Annotated in this window: 12 protein-coding genes, 1 tRNA gene and 5 pseudogenes; 13 read left to right on the top strand and 5 right to left on the bottom strand. The window is 57.7% G+C overall.

Annotation, left to right across the window (positions count from 1 at the left end):
- Positions 1-45: 45 nt before the first annotated feature.
- From AC5STB_RS03280 to AC5STB_RS03270, 3 genes are all read left to right on the top strand, one after another.
- Positions 46-122: transfer RNA gene (locus AC5STB_RS03280), tRNA-Arg, on the top strand.
- Between the two features lie 210 nt (positions 123-332).
- A complete protein-coding gene (locus AC5STB_RS03275) occupies positions 333-953 on the top strand; it encodes a LysE family translocator (protein ID WP_495441561.1) in 621 nt (206 codons plus the stop codon).
- 27 nt (positions 954-980) lie between these two features.
- A protein-coding gene (locus AC5STB_RS03270) for an IS5 family transposase (RefSeq protein WP_495441560.1) occupies positions 981-1738 on the top strand; the annotation gives its coding sequence in 2 pieces (ribosomal slippage) (positions 981-1305 and positions 1305-1738; 759 coding nt in all).
- A gap of 515 nt (positions 1739-2253) precedes the next feature.
- Here the strand turns inward: AC5STB_RS03270 and AC5STB_RS03265 are convergent.
- Complete coding sequence (locus AC5STB_RS03265) at positions 2254-5295, bottom strand: efflux RND transporter permease subunit (protein WP_495441559.1); 3042 nt, start codon at positions 5293-5295, stop codon at positions 2254-2256.
- Positions 5296-5305: 10 nt separating this feature from the next.
- Positions 5306-6358 (bottom strand): efflux RND transporter periplasmic adaptor subunit, encoded by a 1053-nt coding sequence (locus AC5STB_RS03260; RefSeq protein WP_495441558.1) that lies wholly within the window; start codon positions 6356-6358, stop codon positions 5306-5308.
- A gap of 576 nt (positions 6359-6934) precedes the next feature.
- Between AC5STB_RS03260 and AC5STB_RS03255 the strand changes: the two are divergent.
- Positions 6935-7111, top strand: a pseudogene (locus AC5STB_RS03255) (transposase); the annotation flags it as partial.
- Here the strand turns inward: AC5STB_RS03255 and AC5STB_RS03250 are convergent.
- Positions 7076-7701: pseudogene (locus AC5STB_RS03250) on the bottom strand (transposase); the annotation flags it as partial. The pseudogenes AC5STB_RS03255 and AC5STB_RS03250 sit on opposite strands and share 36 nt — an antisense overlap.
- 133 nt (positions 7702-7834) lie before the next feature.
- On the opposite strand from AC5STB_RS03250, the pseudogene AC5STB_RS03245 reads away from it, so the two are divergent.
- Positions 7835-8434 (top strand): annotated as a pseudogene (locus AC5STB_RS03245) (IS3 family transposase); the annotation flags it as partial.
- Positions 8435-8790: 356 nt separating this feature from the next.
- On the opposite strand, the gene AC5STB_RS03240 reads toward AC5STB_RS03245, so the two are convergent.
- The gene (locus AC5STB_RS03240; RefSeq protein WP_495441557.1) at positions 8791-9426 is read right to left on the bottom strand and encodes a TetR/AcrR family transcriptional regulator; all 636 of its coding nucleotides are present in this window, start codon (positions 9424-9426) and stop codon (positions 8791-8793) included.
- A 108-nt stretch (positions 9427-9534) separates the two neighbouring features.
- Here AC5STB_RS03240 and AC5STB_RS03235 point away from each other — a divergent pair, with 108 nt between their 5' ends.
- From AC5STB_RS03235 to AC5STB_RS03200, 8 genes and pseudogenes are all read left to right on the top strand, one after another.
- Complete coding sequence (locus AC5STB_RS03235; RefSeq protein ID WP_495441556.1) at positions 9535-9885, top strand: SPW repeat protein; 351 nt, start codon at positions 9535-9537, stop codon at positions 9883-9885.
- 137 nt (positions 9886-10022) lie between these two features.
- Entirely contained in the window at positions 10023-11156 is a 1134-nt protein-coding gene (locus AC5STB_RS03230) for an HlyD family secretion protein (protein ID WP_495441555.1), read from the top strand.
- A 131-nt stretch (positions 11157-11287) separates the two neighbouring features.
- Positions 11288-12817, top strand: coding sequence for a DHA2 family efflux MFS transporter permease subunit (locus AC5STB_RS03225; RefSeq protein ID WP_495441554.1), 1530 nt, complete (start codon positions 11288-11290; stop codon positions 12815-12817).
- Positions 12818-12978: 161 nt separating this feature from the next.
- Entirely contained in the window at positions 12979-13263 is a 285-nt protein-coding gene (locus AC5STB_RS03220; protein ID WP_495441553.1) for a hypothetical protein, read from the top strand.
- A 450-nt stretch (positions 13264-13713) separates the two neighbouring features.
- A pseudogene (locus tag AC5STB_RS03215) lies at positions 13714-14774 on the top strand (IS110 family RNA-guided transposase); the annotation flags it as partial.
- 565 nt (positions 14775-15339) lie between these two features.
- Positions 15340-15759: a PRC-barrel domain-containing protein gene (locus AC5STB_RS03210; RefSeq protein ID WP_495441552.1), complete on the top strand. Its 420-nt coding sequence runs from the start codon at positions 15340-15342 to the stop codon at positions 15757-15759.
- Between the two features lie 117 nt (positions 15760-15876).
- Positions 15877-16515, top strand: coding sequence for a DUF998 domain-containing protein (locus AC5STB_RS03205; RefSeq protein WP_495441551.1), 639 nt, complete (start codon positions 15877-15879; stop codon positions 16513-16515).
- Between the two features lie 62 nt (positions 16516-16577).
- Positions 16578-17084 (top strand): DUF421 domain-containing protein, encoded by a 507-nt coding sequence (locus AC5STB_RS03200; RefSeq protein WP_495441550.1) that lies wholly within the window; start codon positions 16578-16580, stop codon positions 17082-17084.
- A 227-nt stretch (positions 17085-17311) separates the two neighbouring features.
- Here the strand turns inward: AC5STB_RS03200 and AC5STB_RS03195 are convergent.
- Positions 17312-17718, bottom strand: a pseudogene (locus tag AC5STB_RS03195) (transposase); the annotation flags it as partial.
- Positions 17719-17888: the final 170 nt, after the last annotated feature.

The following is a 17888-nucleotide window of genomic DNA, read 5'->3' as shown; positions in this document are numbered from 1 at the left end:
TTGGGGTTGCGCCCGTGCGGTGCTATGATTAAACCCCGCCGCAGTGGACCGATAGCTCAGCTGGATAGAGTACTTGACTACGAATCAAGGGGTCGGGGGTTCGAATCCTCCTCGGTCCGCCACTTCCCAAATGTAGAATGCCAAGCAAGGCCGACCTTCTTGTCAGGTTTCTGACCCAAACCCAGAAAACGAACGTTCATGCGGTAGGCAGCGAAGATGCCAAAAGAGTCCATCGTGGCTGATGCCGCATCGCAATAGCCGGATCATGAATTCCCCCTTTACAGCCTTCTGCTCCTGTGGCTGGCTCAGCTTAAAGTTGGAAAGGTGTTTTCATGGATTTTCAAATTTGGCTGGCTTTCGTCGCGGCTTCCACAGCACTCTTGCTCATTCCTGGACCAACAGTCCTACTCGTCCTCAGCTACGCAATCAGCCAAGGCAAAAGAGTCGCCATTGCGACCGTGGGCGGCGTTGCTCTGGGTGACTTCATCGCCATGTCCGCGTCGCTCGCTGGGTTGGGGGCTTTGGTCCTTGCGTCAGCGACTCTGTTTACTGCCCTGAAGTGGATTGGTGCAGCATATCTCGTTTTTCTTGGGATCAAACTTTTCCGAAGTGCATCAACAGCTTCGTTGGGCGATTTGGAAAGGGTATCGCAAACCAGCGCGTCGAGCGTGTTCGGCGATGCTGCCGCTGTAACGGCTCTCAATCCGAAATCTATCGTGTTTTTTATCGCGTTCGTTCCTCAATTTGTTGTCTTGGACACACCGCTGCTGCCTCAGTTTGCAATTCTCGTAGTAACGTTTGTCGGACTGGCCGCCGTCAACGCGCTCGCCTACGCGCTTTTGGCCGACAACTTGCGAGCAAGAATTGCCCGCCCTTCGGTTTTGGCTTGGTTCTCACGTTCGGGCGGCTGCGCCTTAGGGTCAGGACCCATTGATTTCCGGTGGGTGGCGTGATTCACAGTTCGAAAAATGAGCGGTGATATGTCTGATCTTTTCTGGCTGACGGACGCGCAGATGGCCCGTCTTGAGCCTTATTTTCCGAAGTCCCACGGTAAGCCGCGTGTTGATGACCGGCGTGTTCTGAGCGGAATTATCTTCATCAATCGCAATGGTTTGCGCTGGCGTGATGCGCCCAAAAATTACGGCCCGCACAAGACCTTGTACAATCGTTGGAAGCGGTGGAGCGACAAAGGCATCTTTGCCCAGATGATGGCCGGTCTGGCTGTTGATCACGGTGAGGAAAAGACTGTGATGATCGACGCAACTTACCTGAAAGCACACCGTACGGCCTCCAGTCTTGGGGTTAAAAAGGGGGGCGTGGGCGCCTGATCGGGCGCACTAAGGGCGGCATGAACACTAAGCTGCACGCAATCTGTGACAGCCAGGGGCGTCCACTGAACCTGTTCGTGACTGCCGGACAGGTCAGTGATTACACCGGTGCAAAGGCGCTGCTGAGTGGCCTGCCTGACGTCCAATGGCTTCTCGGAGATCGCGGGTATGATGCCGATTGGTTTAGAGAAGCTTTGAAAGACAAAGGGATACGCGCCTGCATCCCCGGTCGAAAGCAGCGCAAGAAAGCCATCAGATACGACAAACGCCGATATAAGCGGCGCAACCGCATTGAGATTATGTTCGGCAGGCTGAAGGACTGGCGGCGGGTTGCGACACGATACGACAGATGCCCAAAAGTCTTCCTGTCAGCAATCGCGCTTGCAGCCCTCGTTATCTACTGGCTTTGAAACTCAATGAGTCCAGAGCCTAAAGCCCGAGCCGGAAGCAGTGTGGGCGCAGCCCGTCGATGCCCTGCCACGACTCCTGGGATATGCAATCCGCGCGCGCCGCGCTGATTTCTATTGTCTCTTGCTGAAGGCACAGCTGCCCAAGTCAAACAGTCCAGTCCGGCTCCCCCAAAAGGGATCGTCACCCTCAGGGGCGGAAACTGGGCAGCGCATGCGACTTGTGGCCGCGGTGGAAAGTGGCTCGGAACGAGACGCGTTCCGCCGCTCCCGGGCCGCAGGGAGTTTGAGCTACCCAGTTCCGTCCGGATGCCGATGCAGTCGGCATCCGGATAGAGCCCGGTCACGAGCTGAAAGCTCGGGATTTGCCCATCCAAGAACGGGCGTTCAAGACGAGCACAGAAAAGGCCCGGATCCAGTCCGAAGCGGCCCCGCGCCTGGTGACAAGTCAGGTGGGCCGGCACATGCGAGTCGCAAGATCCCGCCGGGGCTTTGATGATTGAGAGGCAGGGCAGGTATCAAGCGCCCGCCATCTCGCGTTTTTCCACGCCCCGGAAGAAGATCAGGTAGAAAACCGGGGCCGCTACCAGCGTCAGCACGGTGGCAAAGGCCAGCCCGCCCATGATGGTGATTGCCATCGATACGAAGAAAGCATCGGTCAGCAGCGGCGCCATGCCGAGAATGGTTGTTACCGCCGCCAGCATCACCGGGCGCAGACGCGAAACCGAGGCTTCTACAATGGCTTCGCGCAGTGGTTTGCCGGTTTCGCGCACCAGGTCAATCTCCTCGACCAGAACAATACCGTTCTTGATCAGCATCCCCGAAAGGCTGAGGAGACCCAGCAGGGCGGTGAAGGTGAAGGGAAAGCCCGTACCCAGCAGCCCGATCACCACACCGTTCACCGACATCGGCACCAGCAGCCAGATAATGACCGGCTGGCGGATCGCGTTGAACAGCAGCACAGAAATCAGCACCATGATCAGAAGGGTCACCGGCAGCTGCTTGCCAAGGCTTTCATTGGCGTCGCCCGAGCTTTCATGCTCACCGCCCCATTCCATCACGTAGCCGGGCGGTATCTCGATCGCTTCGATCGTGTCTCGTATCTCGGCAAAAACGGTGGCGGCGGTCATGTCCGGCGGGATGTCCGCGCCGACAGTCAGCGTCGGCAGCCGGTCCCGGCGGTGTACCAGTGTATTTTCCACCTCGACATCAATGCCGTCGATCGTCTGCTCCAGCGGCAGAAATTTTCCGGCAGAGGAGGAGAACACTACTTGATCATAGATATTGTAGGATTCTTCCGGTGCGCGGCGCACCACAATGGGGATCAGCCGGTCGCGTTCCCGGAAGACACCCATTTGCAGGCCGTCAGTGGAAAACTGCAGCGCGTCGGCGATGTTATCCCGGGTGACACCAGCGGTCTGAGCCCGGTCAGTGGCATAGACAGGTTTCAGCACCGGCTCTTGCTCGCGCCAGTTGTGACGCGGGAGCAGGATATTGGCGGAGGCTGCTTCCAGACGCCGGATGGCTTCTTCGCCGAGGCTGCGCAGAACGCGCGGGTCGGGACCGGAGAAGCGCACCTGGACCGGATCGCCGCCGCCCGGGCCGAACACCAGCCGCTTAGTGCGGAACTCGCCCTCAGGGAAGCGGGATTGGCCAAACGCCTCCAGCTCAGCCTGCAGCGGCGGGATGGCGTCCAGGTTTGCGGTACGGATGATCAGGTGGCCGTAGCTGGGGTTCGGCTTTTCGGCAGAATAGGTCAGCATGAAGCGGGTTGCCCCCTGACCCGTGAAGGACGCCACCGAAACCACATCTTCGCGTGCGCCAAGCCAGTCTTCGAACACTTGCAGATGCTCGGATGTGGTCTGTATCGAAGTGCCCTGCGGCAGTTTGTAATGGACGAAGAACAACGGGGTGTTGGAATCCGGGAAGAATTGCTGCCGCACCTGTCCGAAACCGATAAAGCAGACCACGGTGACGGTAATCAGCCCAGCGACGACCATCCAGCGCAGCTTCAGAGATGCCCGCAGGATCGCGCCGTAGGTGCGGAACAGGACACCATCATAGGCATCACTGTCCCCCTCCTTGCCCTGCTTGAAGAAGTAGTGGCCCAGCAGCGGGGTGGCCGTCAGAGCCAGGAACCAGCTAAGCAGCAACGAAATAGCAATTACCGCAAACAGCGAGAACAGGAACTCGCCAGTCGCATCCGGGCTGAGACCGATACCGGCAAAGGCCATGATGCCGATCACCGTAGCGCCAAGAAGCGGGATCTGGGTTTTCGAGGCCGCATCATGCGCCGCCTCGCGGGAAGTCTTGCCGCGCAGCATGGAGATTTGCATTCCCTCCGCCACGACAATGGCATTGTCGACCAGCATCCCCATGGCAATGATCAGCGCACCAAGCGAAATCCGCTCCATCTCGATCGAGAACATGTTCATGAAGAACAGCGTGCCCACCACGGTCAGCAGAAGGGTGGAGCCCACCACAACAGCGGCGCGCCAGCCCATGAACAGCGCCAGCACGACCACCACGATGGAAACCGACATGGCAAGGTTTACCAGAAAGTCGTTGGAGGCTTGCTCGACCACAACATGCTGCTGGTAGATCGGCTTTAAATCAACACCATAGGGGATTTGGCTGTCCAGTGCAGCCAGCTTGGTGTCAACGTTCTTGCCCACTTCGACGATGTTTTCGGTGGCAAGGCCCGCAATCCCGAGGGTGAAGGCCTCAACCCCGTCAAAGCGGATGATCAGATCCGGGTTGTCGATACGGCCGCGGTGCACGTCGGCCATATCGATCACGTTGACCACTTCGCCCTGCCAGCCGATCGCAAGCCCCTGGATTTCGGAGACCGAGTCCGAGCCTTCCGGCGCACGCATCAGGGTTTCGGCAGGACCGGCGTCCAGACTGCCTGCAGAGCGGACCGAGTTGGAAGTGGCCAGCGCGTTGCTAATCGCGTCAATCGGAACATTCTGATTGACCGAGACCGCCAGCGTGGGTTCGACAAAGATCGCCTCCTGCGGCAGCCCGGCGATTTCAACATCGGCCACCCCGTCCACCGTCAACAACTCGCGCCGCAAGTAGGTTGCCAGATCATGCTTTTCGGCGTCCGTGTAGCCTTCTGCCGTCACCGCATAGAATAGGCCGAACACATCGCCAAAACCGTCGTTCACAACTGGCTGACTGACGCCCTCCGGCAAAGCGCGGGCAGCATCGCGGACTTCTGCACGCAGCTTGGTCCAGATGGCAGGCAGTTCGGTGCCGTCGTACGTATCCTGCATCTCCACTTCGATCAGGGAGAAGCCGGGCTGGTTGACAGAAGTGATCAGCTTGACCTCGCCCATCTTTTGGATCGCGGATTCCAGAGGCTCGGAAACTTCGCGCGCAACCTGTTCGCTGTTGGCACCGGGGTATTGCGTCGCGATAACCGCGGATTTGATGGTGAAGGCCGGATCTTCGAGCCGGCCCAAGTTCAGAAACCCCCAGATGCCGCCAAGCAGCGCAGCCAGCATGATGATCCAGGTATAGAGCGGCCGGTTGATCGACCCGCGTGCAATGTCCATCTGCCTGCCCTCAGTTCCCGAAGCCAGTAAAGCGTCTGACTCTCTGGCCGTCTTTCAGCGCGCCGCCCCCGGTCAGCACCACCTCTTCGTTTGCGGCCAGGCCGTCCACCACGCGGAGATCACCGTTCTGAGTGGCTTCAACCTTCACTTTGGTCCATGCAACGGTGCCTTCCTCAGCGCCTGCTGGGGAATAGACCATCACCCCGGTGCTGCCATCAGTTGCTGTCACCAAGGCAGTGGCGGGGACCCTGATGCCTGCGTCGCCGGTGTTGACCCGTACTTTCACAGTTGCGGATGCGCCCGGCAGGATCTGGCGGTCTTCAGGCGGGGTCAGGCGGAATGTTACCTGGTAGGTCTGGCCGACGCTGCTGGCCTCGGCGTCATATTCCAGGATCTCCAGCGGATACTCGGTATCCTGTCCGGGGAAATTTGCGGAGATCGTCAGCACGTCGCTTTCCTCGGCCCTTTGGAACAGGATTTCCGGCACATCAACCTTGATGTACAGTTCAGACATATCGTGCAGCCGCACGATGGGAGCTCCTGAGCTGACGGTAGTGAACTGCTCCACCTCGCGGCTGGAAACCAGCGCATCAAAGGGCGCCTCCAAGGTAGCGTGCTCGAATTCATACTCTGCATCGCGCAGCGCTACGCGTGCCAGCCCCGCCTCGGTCTCGGCGTCGTCGATCGAAACCTGGCTGACGGTGCCGGACAGATTTTTCAGGCGTGCCACGGTGCGGTCAGCCTGTTCCTTACGCAGCTGCGCCTGCTCGAGCTTCAGCGCGAAGGGTTCCAGGTCGAGCTCGGCAATCAGCCCCCCTTTTGCCACTGCACTGCCTTCGGTGACCGGGAACTTCAAGATTTGCCCCGAGACCTGAAATGCAAGGTCCACCGTCTGCTTGGCCGCCACCTGGCCGAAGAACTGCCGTTCCAGAAACAGGGCTTCGGAAGAGGTCTGCAGCAGCTTGACTGGTTTCAGCCCTCCTTGGGCAAGGGAAGCAGCGGGCAAGGCCGCAAGCCCGGCAGCAAAGGCTGCAGCAAATGCGAGTGAATGAGGCAAGCGCATGCTTATGACTCCTTTTGGGGCAGTTTCTTTGCTGTTCGCGTTGCGCAGCAGTTTCAGGCGGCGCAGCCATCGATGCAACACAAGATGCCGGGACCGGTGCGGCATAGTCCGGTTGCCGCGGCTTGCCTGTGAACAAGGTCACAAATAGCAGGAAATCTGCGGGGTGATCAGGCAAAAAGGTTTCGGCTGCCGGTGCCGGCTTCGAAGCACCCTTTGGGTTTTCACATTCTCGCAATCACAGCGCGGTGTTTAGTAAGAATCCTGCCTGCATTCGAAGATAAACGGCCGCTTCAGCCTCATCTGAACTCAAACGCCTCGACGTGGATGCGTTTGCGAGGAGCGCCTTCCCGTTTGAGATCCTTCATCAAGCCATCGGCCATGGGTTTAGGGCCACAGATGAAGTACGCGTAATCCGTGAGTTGTCCGGGCAGCCGTTCCCTGGCCTTGTCAACACGGGCAAAGTTACTGTCTTTGCCAACTGAACATGAAAGCCAGAGGCCCAGGCTTGGGTGGCGTTTTGCAGAACTATCGTTGTGAGGGATTCACTTCGCGAATCCATGCCGTTAGACGCGCTGCGTGAGCAAGCCACTTCCCACCCGCTATCGCACGACGAACTGGCCCAGCTACAACGGATCGCTCAGGAAGCGGGGATCGCTGCTGATCTGGGTCGACAAGGAGATGACCTGGCTTGCGCCGCCTGACGGGCGGCCTGGACGGCCAGCGGTGTTTTCCGATGGAGCCATTCAGTTTTGCCATCGGCGCACGGGTGCCAATCGCCCGTTTACGGCCACCGCGCTTGCGCACCGTCAGGCCCTCTTCGCGGTAGATCCGGTAGAGTTTCTTCCGGTTCACTTTCCAGCCCTCCCGGTTCAGAAGAATATGCAGGCGCCGATAACCGAACCGCCTGCGTTCTCCGGACAACTCTTTCAACCGCTGACGCAGCCCCTGGTCCTCCGGCCTGCTTGACCTTCGCCGATAGACACGCGGATCAAGCCCGGCCAAGGCACACGCCCGCCGCTGGTTATAGTTCTTCTCTGTCATGGCCCAGTCCACGGCACGTTTCCGAGCACCGGGCTTCAGAAGTTTCTTCCCAGCATTTCCTTGAGTGTGGCGACGTCGAGCATGTGCTCCGCAAGCATCTTCTTAAGCTTGGCGTTCTCGGCCTCCAGGGCCTTCAGCCTCTTGGCCTCGGACAATTCCATACCGCCATACTTCGAGCGCCATTTGTAGAAGGTGCCATCGCTAATGCCGTGCTTGCGGCACAGTTCCTTGGCACCTATCCCGGCCTGGTGCTCCTTCAAGATGCCAATGATCTGCTCTTCGCTGAATCGGCTTTTCCGCATTGTCTGTCTCCTCGTGTGGAGAACAGGCTAACTTCAAAACGCGGACATTTCAGGGGAGCACGTCACCCGGTGCCCGACAAAAAGGTCCCGTGCCCCCTCTCGCACATGCGTGGCATGTGCTGCCGGGCAGTGGATGGACAAGGTGAACCGGCAGTTCCGTGTGCTCGCGCCCAACATGCTCTGGGTCAGCGATTTCACCTATGTCGCCACCTGGAAAAGGTTCGTCTACGTCGCCTTCGTCATTGACGCCTATGCCCGCAAGATTGTCGGCCCCCTCTCGGCAGATTTGGCTTTGCCAAACCGCCTGCCGGTCAATGGGTCGTGTCAGCACTTCGGCGCATGCCGGGTTCGTTCTCGACGCCCTGGAACAGGCTGTTCATGAGCGGCGGCCGACAAAGGCGATGGGGCTTGTTCACCACTCCGACCGCGGCAGCCAATACCTTTCGATCAAATACACAGAACGGTTGGGCGAAGCTGGCATCGAACCTTCCGTCGGCAGCGTTGGGGACAGCTATGACCACGCGCTGGCTGAAACGATCAATGGCCTTTTCAAGGTTGAGGTTATTCACCGCCGCGGCCCATGGCGCAACTTCGAAGCCGTGAAATACGCAACGCTTGAATGGGGGGATTGGTTCAACAACCGCCGCCTGCTTGAACCATTGGGAACATCCCGCCGGCAGAAGCAGAGGCCAATTTCTATGCGGCTATGGAAACTGAGGAACGAGCCGCGTAACTAACTGCAATCAGCCTCCGGCAAACTCGGTGCGGTTCACTCTAGTTGCCTCCTTGGATCGTTACATCGGATTGGGTCACGCTCCCGCAGCGCGAGACTTTTGCCTGAGCGGCAAACTTCCCGTTTGCAGTCATTCGGGTTCGCGTAAACCGGCGGAGTTCAAATCGTCAATTCGTTGCAGTTAAGGCGGACAAACGGGCCGCCGGACTTTCCCAAACCGCATGACTGCGGTGAATGTATGTGCAGAAACTCCAGAACCATGTTTGCGCCCGCATCAGCAGCTCTTGGGGGCAGCGGCTTCCTTCGGGGGGGGCATTGATATCCAGGCTGATCCGTTTTCAATTTGCAATGGGGTGTTAGCGATTGTCGCTTTTTAGTTCGGTTCCACGGACGAATGTATCTACGGCCTGCTTTACTGTCGCTGTAATGAGATGTTTTGATGGTTGCCGGACGCCGAGTGCCGCGGCGAGGTGTACATCTCCCCGTACGGCACCAAGGAATTGTTCCGCCGCAATCTGCGGGTCATTGACGTCGACGACCCCCTTGGCTTTCTGTTCGCGAAAAAAACTGGCCAGGTGCCGGCTTCCTCGGTTTGGACCATTATCGAAAAAGGCGCGGGCGAGATCTTGGAAATGGGGCGCTTCGGAAATCATAGCGCGATACAGCGCAAGGCCTTCGGGCGATAATAGAATAGTCAGATATCCAGTACCCATCTTAAGCAGCGCGCTCGACAGGTCATCCTCCTCCAGGGGCGGTTTCAGCGCGGCGAGGGCGCGGTCCGAGACATCGTTGATAATTGCCTCAAACAGCGCCTCTTTGTTGCGAAAGTGGTTGTAGAGCGTGCGCTTGGACCCGCCGATCTTTGCATGCACCTGATCCATGCTGGCGCGGCCATAGCCCTCTGAAAGAAAGATACCTGTCGCGGCGGCCAGTATTTCATCACGCTTGTCTGCCCTTCGGCGTGGTCTGTGTTCACCAAGTTCAGACGCCATTTCCTATCTCCCCATTGCCACTTCCAAGGTTAGCACTTGACAAATACGATGTAGTGTCCAAAATGTAAACGGTACGGTACCGTACCTTAAGTAAGGCAGGAGCCCCCCATGTCCAAATCCCTCCCGAGCCAAGGCCTCGAGCTGGTTAATCTCACCCTTGGGGCTGCCCTAATGGTCATGCCGTTCTTAGTCGGCCCGAGTGCGGCCTGGAATTCTCATATGACCGGCGTCCTAATCATCGCCTGTTCAGTCTTCGCTCTCTGGAAATATGGCGACTGGTCCGAATGGGCGAATACTGCCATCGGCTCTTGGACCGTCATCGCGCCCTTCGTTCTAGGATTTGCCGCCTCGACTGCAGCCTTGTGGGCGCATGTCCTGATCGGCGGCTCTGTCGCCACGATCTCCGGGGTGCAGCTCTGCATGTCAAAAGAACAACCCGCCGGTAATTTCGAAGGTTGAACAGGATGAATACCCGGCGGTGCTGCGCCCCCACAGCCCGCCAGCGAAGGAACGCGCTTGCCACTTGCCTCTTCCGTCCAGAACTGAGTGAGCCAGCGCGTTCCTGCCAGATTAACCGTTCAGCAAGGAAGCGAATTATGAAGAAGCATATATTCAAGCTGGCCACGCTCCTTTTCATCGCTGTTCCGGCCATTGCTCTTGGTGCGTATTACGGTCTCACCTACTGGACACACGGTCGCTTCTTGGAGAGAACAGACAACGCCTACGTCCGCGGCGATATAGTTGCTGTCGCGCCCAATGTTGCAGGACATGTGGTTGAGGTCGATGTTTTCGATAATGAACACGTGGCACGCGGTGACATTCTGTTCCGTATCAATCCGGAAAGTTATAAAGCACAGCTCGCCGCGGCTGGCGCCGCCCTGCGCGCTGCTCAGGCAGCCCGAGCCAGCCTGGACGAGGAACGGACCCTCCAGAAGGCCTTGATTGGACAAGCTGAGGCTGGTCTGGTCGCGGCTAATGCTGAAGCAATTCGCGCTAGCCGCGATCGCAATCGGGCTGAGAGCCTTATGAGTGAAGGTTGGGCATCTCATCAGCGCCTGGATACTGCCGTGGCCAGCGAGACGGGTGCTCGTGCCAGCGTACAGCAGGCAGAGGCCGCACTCACGGCGCAGCGCCAAAAACTCAATGTCCTCGACACAGAAGCGTCCCGCCTTGATGCGGCGATCGAACAGGCGTCAGCCCGAAAACGTCTTGCTGAAATCGCACTTGCGGACACCGTTGTCCGTGCGCCCGCCGACGGGATCATCGGTAACCGCCACGTGGAAGTCGGGCATTACGCACGCCCTGGCGTTCCGCTTCTCTCAATCGTTCCTCGTGAAGAAGTATGGATCGTTGCCAACTTCAAGGAAACTCAGCTCGCGCGATTGGCTCCAGGCCAGACTGTGCAGATAGCAATCGACAGTTTCGGAAGGCAAAATCTGTCTGGTTACGTGGACAGTGTCGCTCCCGCGAGTGGTGCGGAATTCAGCCTGCTGCCTCCCGACAACGCCACGGGAAATTTTGTTCGGGTTGTCCAGCGTGTCCCCGTAAAAATTATCCTTGCACATAGTGAGGTGGAAAACCTGATGGCGCTCAAGCCCGGCATGTCGGCAACAGTTCGAGTCGACACCCGGCACCATAAGGGCCGGCCGGTAGAGCCGCCGGGATTCGCACATGGCTTTGCGACCCGGCCGGCTATTGCCTTTGCGCTGGAACGAGAGGGAAAGCAATGAGCGCCCTTGATTGTCGAGCACCACCTCCAAACCTCCCGCGGGCTTCTCTACCGGGGCGGCATTTGACGCACCTGCCGTCGTCGGACAGAAGCAGTGTTCAACCCGCAGCAATGCATGCAGCCGCCCGGTGGGTGATCGCCATCGGTATGACGGCAGCAGTTCTGATGGATGCGGTGAACGGGACCATCTTCATGATCGCACGGCCTCAGATCATGGGCGACGCCCACGCGACGCCAGATGAGGTGTCGTGGGTAAACCTAGGCTATCTCATGGCGAAGGTAGTTTGTTTGCCGGCCGCAGCCTGGGTTGTCGGCCGCTTCGGTGAGGCTTGGACGTTTTTCTGGTCCATGGCACTGGTTGCCGCTGCTTCAGTCATTTGCGCTCTCACAATTGAGTTCATTCCCTTCGTTGCTGCACGTGCTGTGCAGGGATCTGCTGGCGCGGCGCTGCTTGTTTCAGCCCAGACAATACTCTTCAGGCTTTTTCCCAATTCCAAGCAGGGGCAGGTTCAGGCGCTCTATGCGCTCGGTGTTGTTATGGCGCCGACGACCCTCGCGCCTGCCGTTCAGGGCTGGATCACCAACGACTTCTCCTGGGCGTGGGTCTTCTGGCTCAATCCCGGGTTGACGCTCATTGTCTTGTTGTGCGTTGTGCCGTTCAAGGGCCTGTTGCCGGACACGCGCGCCGCCAAGCACCCCTTCGACTGGATTGGATTCGGCTTGTTCACCGTTGCCATGGCAGCGCTCATTTATGCATTGCTCGAAGGCTCTCGTTGGAACTGGTTTCATGATGGCCACATCACGGCCTTGGCTGTAATCGGCGTAGCGGCATTCGCTGTGGCTGTCAGCAGGCTGATCCTCGGCAAGGGCCGTCCAAGCTATTTTGACAGGTCAATTTTCACTGACCCGCGATTCGCCTTTGGTTTTTTGGTCAGTTTCGTTGCCGGTTTCGCCCTGTTTGGCAGCGCATTCCTAATTCCTGTCTTCGCACTCAACGTTCTCGCGATGCCGCCGATAGACGCTGGGCTGTTGCTCTTACCCTCAAGCCTTGCGGTGGGCACTGGCCTCTTGATAGCCGGGGCGCTCATTTCCGCGAAGAACCTCAATCCGCTCAAATTCGTACCGTTCGGCATCGCGCTATTTATCACAGCGATGTGGATGCTCGCCGGGTCGAACCTCGAAAGCGGCGGGCATGATCTGTGGATCGGTTTGCTCGTGCGCGGCCTAGGTCTCGGCTTCCTCTTTCTCGCCGTCACGCTCATTACTTTGAATGATCTGAAACCAGCCCATGTCGCGTCCGGTGTCGGCCTGTTCAATTTCGGCCGCCAAATGGGAGGGATCATCGGGATTTCGTTTCTGACCACCTATATCGACCGGCAGATCGCGCTCAACCGCCGTATCCTGATTGAAAACATCACCCCCTCCAGTCTGCCGTTCCAGGAGCGGCAATCAGCGCTTGTCACGGCGCTCACTGATCGCGGTCTCGATCCGGGGGTCGCCAATGAAGGCGCGGCTGTGCTTATCCAGAACAGCATCCAGGCCCAGGTTGCGGTGCTCTCGTTCAATCAGGCTTTCTTCTCGCTTGTGATGCTGTTTGTCATCGCCGTGCCGCTGATCCTGACATTTAAGCTGGCTCAGAAATTCACTGGCTGGAGCCATTAGCGGGCAGCAGCAGATCGAAGACCTTCGGGGCCGAAATCTGGAGCAGTCAACAAATTTGGGAGGTATGACCACACATGACGGAGCTGATGGCGATGATCGCTGGACCGTACCTTTTAATCACGGGGGCTGGATTTCTAGTTTCCGGCGGTTTTTAAAAGCGTATGGTTGCCGCCCAAGAATGCGCCGACCCGATCTTGATCAATTTGTCCGGCGCATCGCATTTCGTTGTTGGCATGACGGTTCTTGTGTATCATTTCCTTTGGGCAAGCCCCGCCGAGGTCGCCGTGTCTTTCGTAGGTTTTGCCGCCGCCCTGAAAGGTACAGGCCTCATCCTGATCCCGGAACGTATAAAAAAGTTGTCGAAGATGAAAACCCCTTCGCTGATCGCAAACGCTGCCGGGTTCATTCTGATAGGCTCCTTTCTAACATATGTTGGGTTCATCTGAGGTTGGGCGTCCAGGGAGCTTTCAATTTGAAAATTGGACAGAGGTACCCTAAACGCCCGCATTTCCTTCTGCCATGCAGCGGGTAGTTTCAGCAGCGCAGCTGGCCATCGTGCTGTGAGCGCGTGCCGCAAAATTCAGCACTTCCGTTGCGCGCTCACTACCGTCATGCAGCGGTGCAGCGGGCTGATCAACGGCTTGGACGGCTGCCGTTGCTGTTGCAGGTGACCGCACGCAGGAAACCGCTTTGGAAGGGCGCAGCCGCAGTATTGCGAATGCTGCAACTTGCATGAATGTCGCGAAAGGGCTGCCTGCGGTCACCTGCGGAGGTGCCGGCAGCCATCTAGACCGCCGATCAGCGCGCCGCGGCGCCGGAAGTCGGCTGATGGGATGTACCGGCTGCTTCACCCAGCAGGTTAGGCTTTGCCTATTTCTGCGAGAAGGAGAAGTAGCATGACGAAGAAGGCATTTGATGAACTGATGTCGATTGGCATCGGTATCGGCAAAGACACGCTTCCATATCGTGGCATTCGACCCTGACGGGCGGCTGGTGATGCGCAAACAGATCAAGCGTTTGGCGCTGGTTTCTGCGTTTGAGAAACTGCCCCGGTGCGTCGTTGGCATGGAGGCGTGCTTGAGTGCGCATTTTGTCAGCAGAACGCTTCGCGAGATGGGCTTCGAGCCGCGGGTCATTCCCGCGATCTACGTGAAGCCTTTCATCAAGGGGCAGAAGAACGACTGCAACGACGCGGAGGCGATCGCCGAGGCGGCATTGAGACCTCACTTGCCGACAGTCCCCGAGAAGAGCCAGGAGCTGCTGGACCTGCAAGCGTTGCACCGCGTTCGGTCACGGCTGGTGTCGCGCCGGACAGCGACGATCAATCAGATCCGTGCCTTTCTAATCGAACAGGGCATTACGGTGCGCAAAGGTCTGCGGGCTCTGAAGAACTCTTTTGAGACGATCCTGGAGGAGTGCAAGGACGAGATATCGCCGCGCATGCGGACAATCCTGATTGGTCTCTTTGGGGATTGGCTCTGGCTGGGTGACCGGATCGATACCGTCTCGAAAGAGATTGAACAAATCAGTCGCATCGAAGAGACGTTGCGTCAACGTCATGACGATCCCTGGCATTGGCCCGATGATCTCGACGGCCATGGTTGCTGCCATTGGCGCAGGAGAGGCCTTTGGTCGAGGGCGTGACTTTGCGGCCTGGGCGGGATTGGTCCCCCGTCAATACAGCGGGGACGGGCGAACGGTCCTTGGGCGCATCACCAAGCGAGGAAGCCGATACCTTCGAATGCTCTTCGTTCAAGCAGCCAAGGTCATTCTGATGCGGCCAAACAGATGGCCAGACTTCAGCTTTGGCGGGTGGCTGACTAAAGCAGCAGAGCGGATGAACAACAACAAGCTTCCAGTCGCGCTGGCCAATAAGCCGGCACGAATGGCTTGGAGTGTTTTGAGACACAAAACGACCTTTGATGCGTCAAAAGATGAGGTCGCCGCCGGCATCAGAGCCGACACGGCCCGAAGGAGTTCGCGACTAATCGAAAGCATGGAACGGAACAACTACGCACCCAAAATCTGAGGGCTCACTCGGTCAGAAATGACCTCGCGGCTGATGAGAACACGGCGCGTGCGTAACCCCTACAAGGCCACGGCCCGCGTGCCGATCAACAGGCCGGATACACGTGAGTGACTTCCGAGACCATGCAAAAAAATCACTTGCGAACAGCAGCCGGTACATACAAGTCAGCCCAACCTGTACCTTGGATGTTTTCGCTGCGCGCGCTTGCAGCAGCAAAATCGCCGCGACTGCATCATTTTCGGCCCCGCTGCGCGGCGTGAAAACCAGCCGTTCAAGCATGCTGCAGCAAGATCTGTCACCCGAATTCACAGGTCGCGGACAAAGTGGCCGCTGATGAAACTCCGCTACAAGAATCGCAAGCCCGTGTTAGCTCTTGGGAATGGTAACGGCATCAACACAAAGCAGCACGGCTTCGACGGTAGGTATATTTTCTCGGAACAAAAGTAATCTTCAGAATGTTCAGTCTGTGAAGCAAACAGAAAAGGAACATCACATGTCTCGCCTTGCCTCTATTGCCCTTATCGCTAGCATGGCCGCGGCGCCGGCCGTTGCGGAAACCCTGATGGATACCGAAAACCTGATCCGGACACGCGACATCACCGGTGGTGATATCTACACGCTGAATGGTCCCATGGACGAAGATACCTGGGGAAACTGGGAAGCTGATGGTGTCGGCCCGGACTGGAATGACATCGGCGAAATCGAAGATGTGATCCTTGATCGCGGTGGCAAAATGATTGGTATTGTGGCCGAAGTCGGCGGCTTTCTCGACATTGGCGACAAGCACGTGCTGATCCCCGTTGAAGACATTCGGCTCACGCCGGTGGATGACAAGAGCTATGTCATCGTAACCCGCAAAACCGAAAAGCAGCTCGAAGAGATGGAATCTGTGGATGAAGGCTGGTGGGACTGATCCGGTCCTTATAACGGCATATCAAGCGAAGGGGCTTTCAAGAGCCCCTTTGACCGTATTCACTGGGTCTCACTCCTCAGGAGTTGTTACCCTGGCGCGATCAGGCGGTGATCCGACATGAATGACGAGACAAAATCTCCGAAGTTAGAGAATGCCCCCACGCTGATGATAGTGCTTGGTTGGTATGCGATTATTGGCTGTCTTGTGTTTTCCGCCGCCATCATTGCGGCTGACTTTATTGTCCCTGATCACGATTGGATCGCTGATACGATCAGCGACCTGGGCGCAGGCAAATACGAGTTCATTGTCGATATCGGCATATACGCTTTCTCCGGCTCTCTTATTTCCGTTGCGCTGCTGGCTGCGCATGTTCACATGGGGGGATGGGGCTGGAGTTGCGGGATCATCGGCCTCGCCCTGCTGGGGCTCATCGTCTTTCTTGTCGGGGCACGGAATGAATATGGCGACAATGACAGTGACGGCGTGGTGATCCATATCTATCTTGTCTACGCGCTGGGTCTGCTCATGGCGATCATTCCCTGGCTGATGTCCCAAGGGGCCGCCCGTGCAGGGCGCTACTATGGTCAGGTGCTCGTCGGGATTTCAATCGTCTGGGCGATCTCTGCACCGGTCTTCTTTTTCCTGCCTGACGAAATTGATGGCATTTATGAACGCTATCTCGGGCTCATAGCCTTCGCATTTGTTTTTGTGCTTGCCAGGCTCTTCATCAGGCGCGGGCGAAAGCTCAAAGGGTAACGCCATTGCCAAGATGCGGCGCCGATTTCGTTTGCGGCGCTCATTAGGCGAAAGGACAGATTATGCTGTACGATCTCTTAGAGATACTTTTCCGCGCGGCCGTATGTGTCGCCACGGTTGTCGCACTCACCCGGCTGAACGGCCTGAGATCCTTCTCGAAGATGTCCAGCTATGATTTTGCGGTCACGGTTGCCTGCGGATCGGTCATTGCCAGTTCAATAATCTCGCCAAAGGAAAATTTGCTTCTCGGGGTTGGGGCGCTTGTTGCGCTGTTCGTCGTGCAAAGCCTGATCTCCTTCGTTCGGACGGCGTCTCCGAAGGTCCGCAAGAGTATTGAGAACGATCCAGTGCTCGTCATGGAAAACGGCGAGATTCTGCATCAGAACCTCCGCGATACGCGTATGACAGAAGCTGATCTGTTCGGAAAACTGCGGGAGGCGAACGCATTCGATCTGCGCCGCGTTCATGCGGTCATCCTTGAGCCGACCGGTGATGTCAGCGTTTTACACGGCTCTGGCGACGAGGATGAGGAAGTGAGCGCGCGGGTGCTGGAAGGCGTGCGAAGGTAGGCCCTTGGCAATTCTCGGGCCGAGAGCGAACCTTACGAAGGTAATGCCCTAGCCCGTGCCTGGATGAATGTACGCAATTGATGGATTGGCTAGCAAGCCTCGCACCCGCAGCATCCAGCACCGCGTGCCTCATTCGCATGTCCGGTTCGGGCCGGTCCGGCCTTGTTGCACAAATGGGGGTCTGACCCCAGTTCCCGTTTCCCCGGACGGATTTACCCCACAGTCACTGTGACGGGTATCAGCAAGTTCAGCGGGCCGCTGCTGCCTCGATAGGGCAGGCTCAAATTCAGCGTGTCTGACGGCGGCACAGTGTACTGTAGCCGGGCACTGCCCAGTCCAGTCCGGCGAGCCGTAGCAAACTTTCCACGAACCCGGTTCGCCAGTGGGCTCGAACCAGTGGCGCCTTCACTGGCTCACTCTGCCGCAGCGGCATCCCGAACAGCACCTTCAAAGTCAGACAGGCCTGGATCGCCGCATCGCTGAATTGGCACTGGCGACCACGCATGCCTGTTGGTGGCGGCGTCCAGATCATCTCGGGATCAAACCATATCGACAACGATCGGCGCTGCTTCAACGCTGCATTGTACAAAGGCCAGTTCGTGGTCTTGTACTTCGTAGGGGCCCAACTGCTCATGACCCTCCAGCTATCACGCTGGATTCATACAGTGAATCCCTCGCACGATTTGTGCAACAAAGCCCGTGGAAGTCACAACAAAAGGTTGCCGTTTTTTGCAATCATTCCACCCCGGTAAGGTGCCGCAGTTTTGAGTCTCTGGCTTCCTCAATAATGTGCGTCTCTAGCCC

The organism is Leisingera sp. CC-HEC093 (genome assembly GCF_059429195.1).
Note: the sequence above shows the minus strand (reverse complement) of the source record. Positions and strands in the feature narration are given on the sequence as shown.

Coding starts and splice junctions, on each gene's coding strand:
- AC5STB_RS03275 (WP_495441561.1), top strand. CDS start 333: ATGGATTTTCAAATTTGGCTGGCTTTCGTCGCGGCTTCCACAGCACTC.
- AC5STB_RS03265 (WP_495441559.1), bottom strand. CDS start 5,295: ATGGACATTGCACGCGGGTCGATCAACCGGCCGCTCTATACCTGGATC.
- AC5STB_RS03260 (WP_495441558.1), bottom strand. CDS start 6,358: ATGCGCTTGCCTCATTCACTCGCATTTGCTGCAGCCTTTGCTGCCGGG.
- AC5STB_RS03240 (WP_495441557.1), bottom strand. CDS start 9,426: ATGGCGTCTGAACTTGGTGAACACAGACCACGCCGAAGGGCAGACAAG.
- AC5STB_RS03235 (WP_495441556.1), top strand. CDS start 9,535: ATGTCCAAATCCCTCCCGAGCCAAGGCCTCGAGCTGGTTAATCTCACC.
- AC5STB_RS03230 (WP_495441555.1), top strand. CDS start 10,023: ATGAAGAAGCATATATTCAAGCTGGCCACGCTCCTTTTCATCGCTGTT.
- AC5STB_RS03220 (WP_495441553.1), top strand. CDS start 12,979: ATGGTTGCCGCCCAAGAATGCGCCGACCCGATCTTGATCAATTTGTCC.
- AC5STB_RS03210 (WP_495441552.1), top strand. CDS start 15,340: ATGTCTCGCCTTGCCTCTATTGCCCTTATCGCTAGCATGGCCGCGGCG.
- AC5STB_RS03205 (WP_495441551.1), top strand. CDS start 15,877: ATGAATGACGAGACAAAATCTCCGAAGTTAGAGAATGCCCCCACGCTG.
- AC5STB_RS03200 (WP_495441550.1), top strand. CDS start 16,578: ATGCTGTACGATCTCTTAGAGATACTTTTCCGCGCGGCCGTATGTGTC.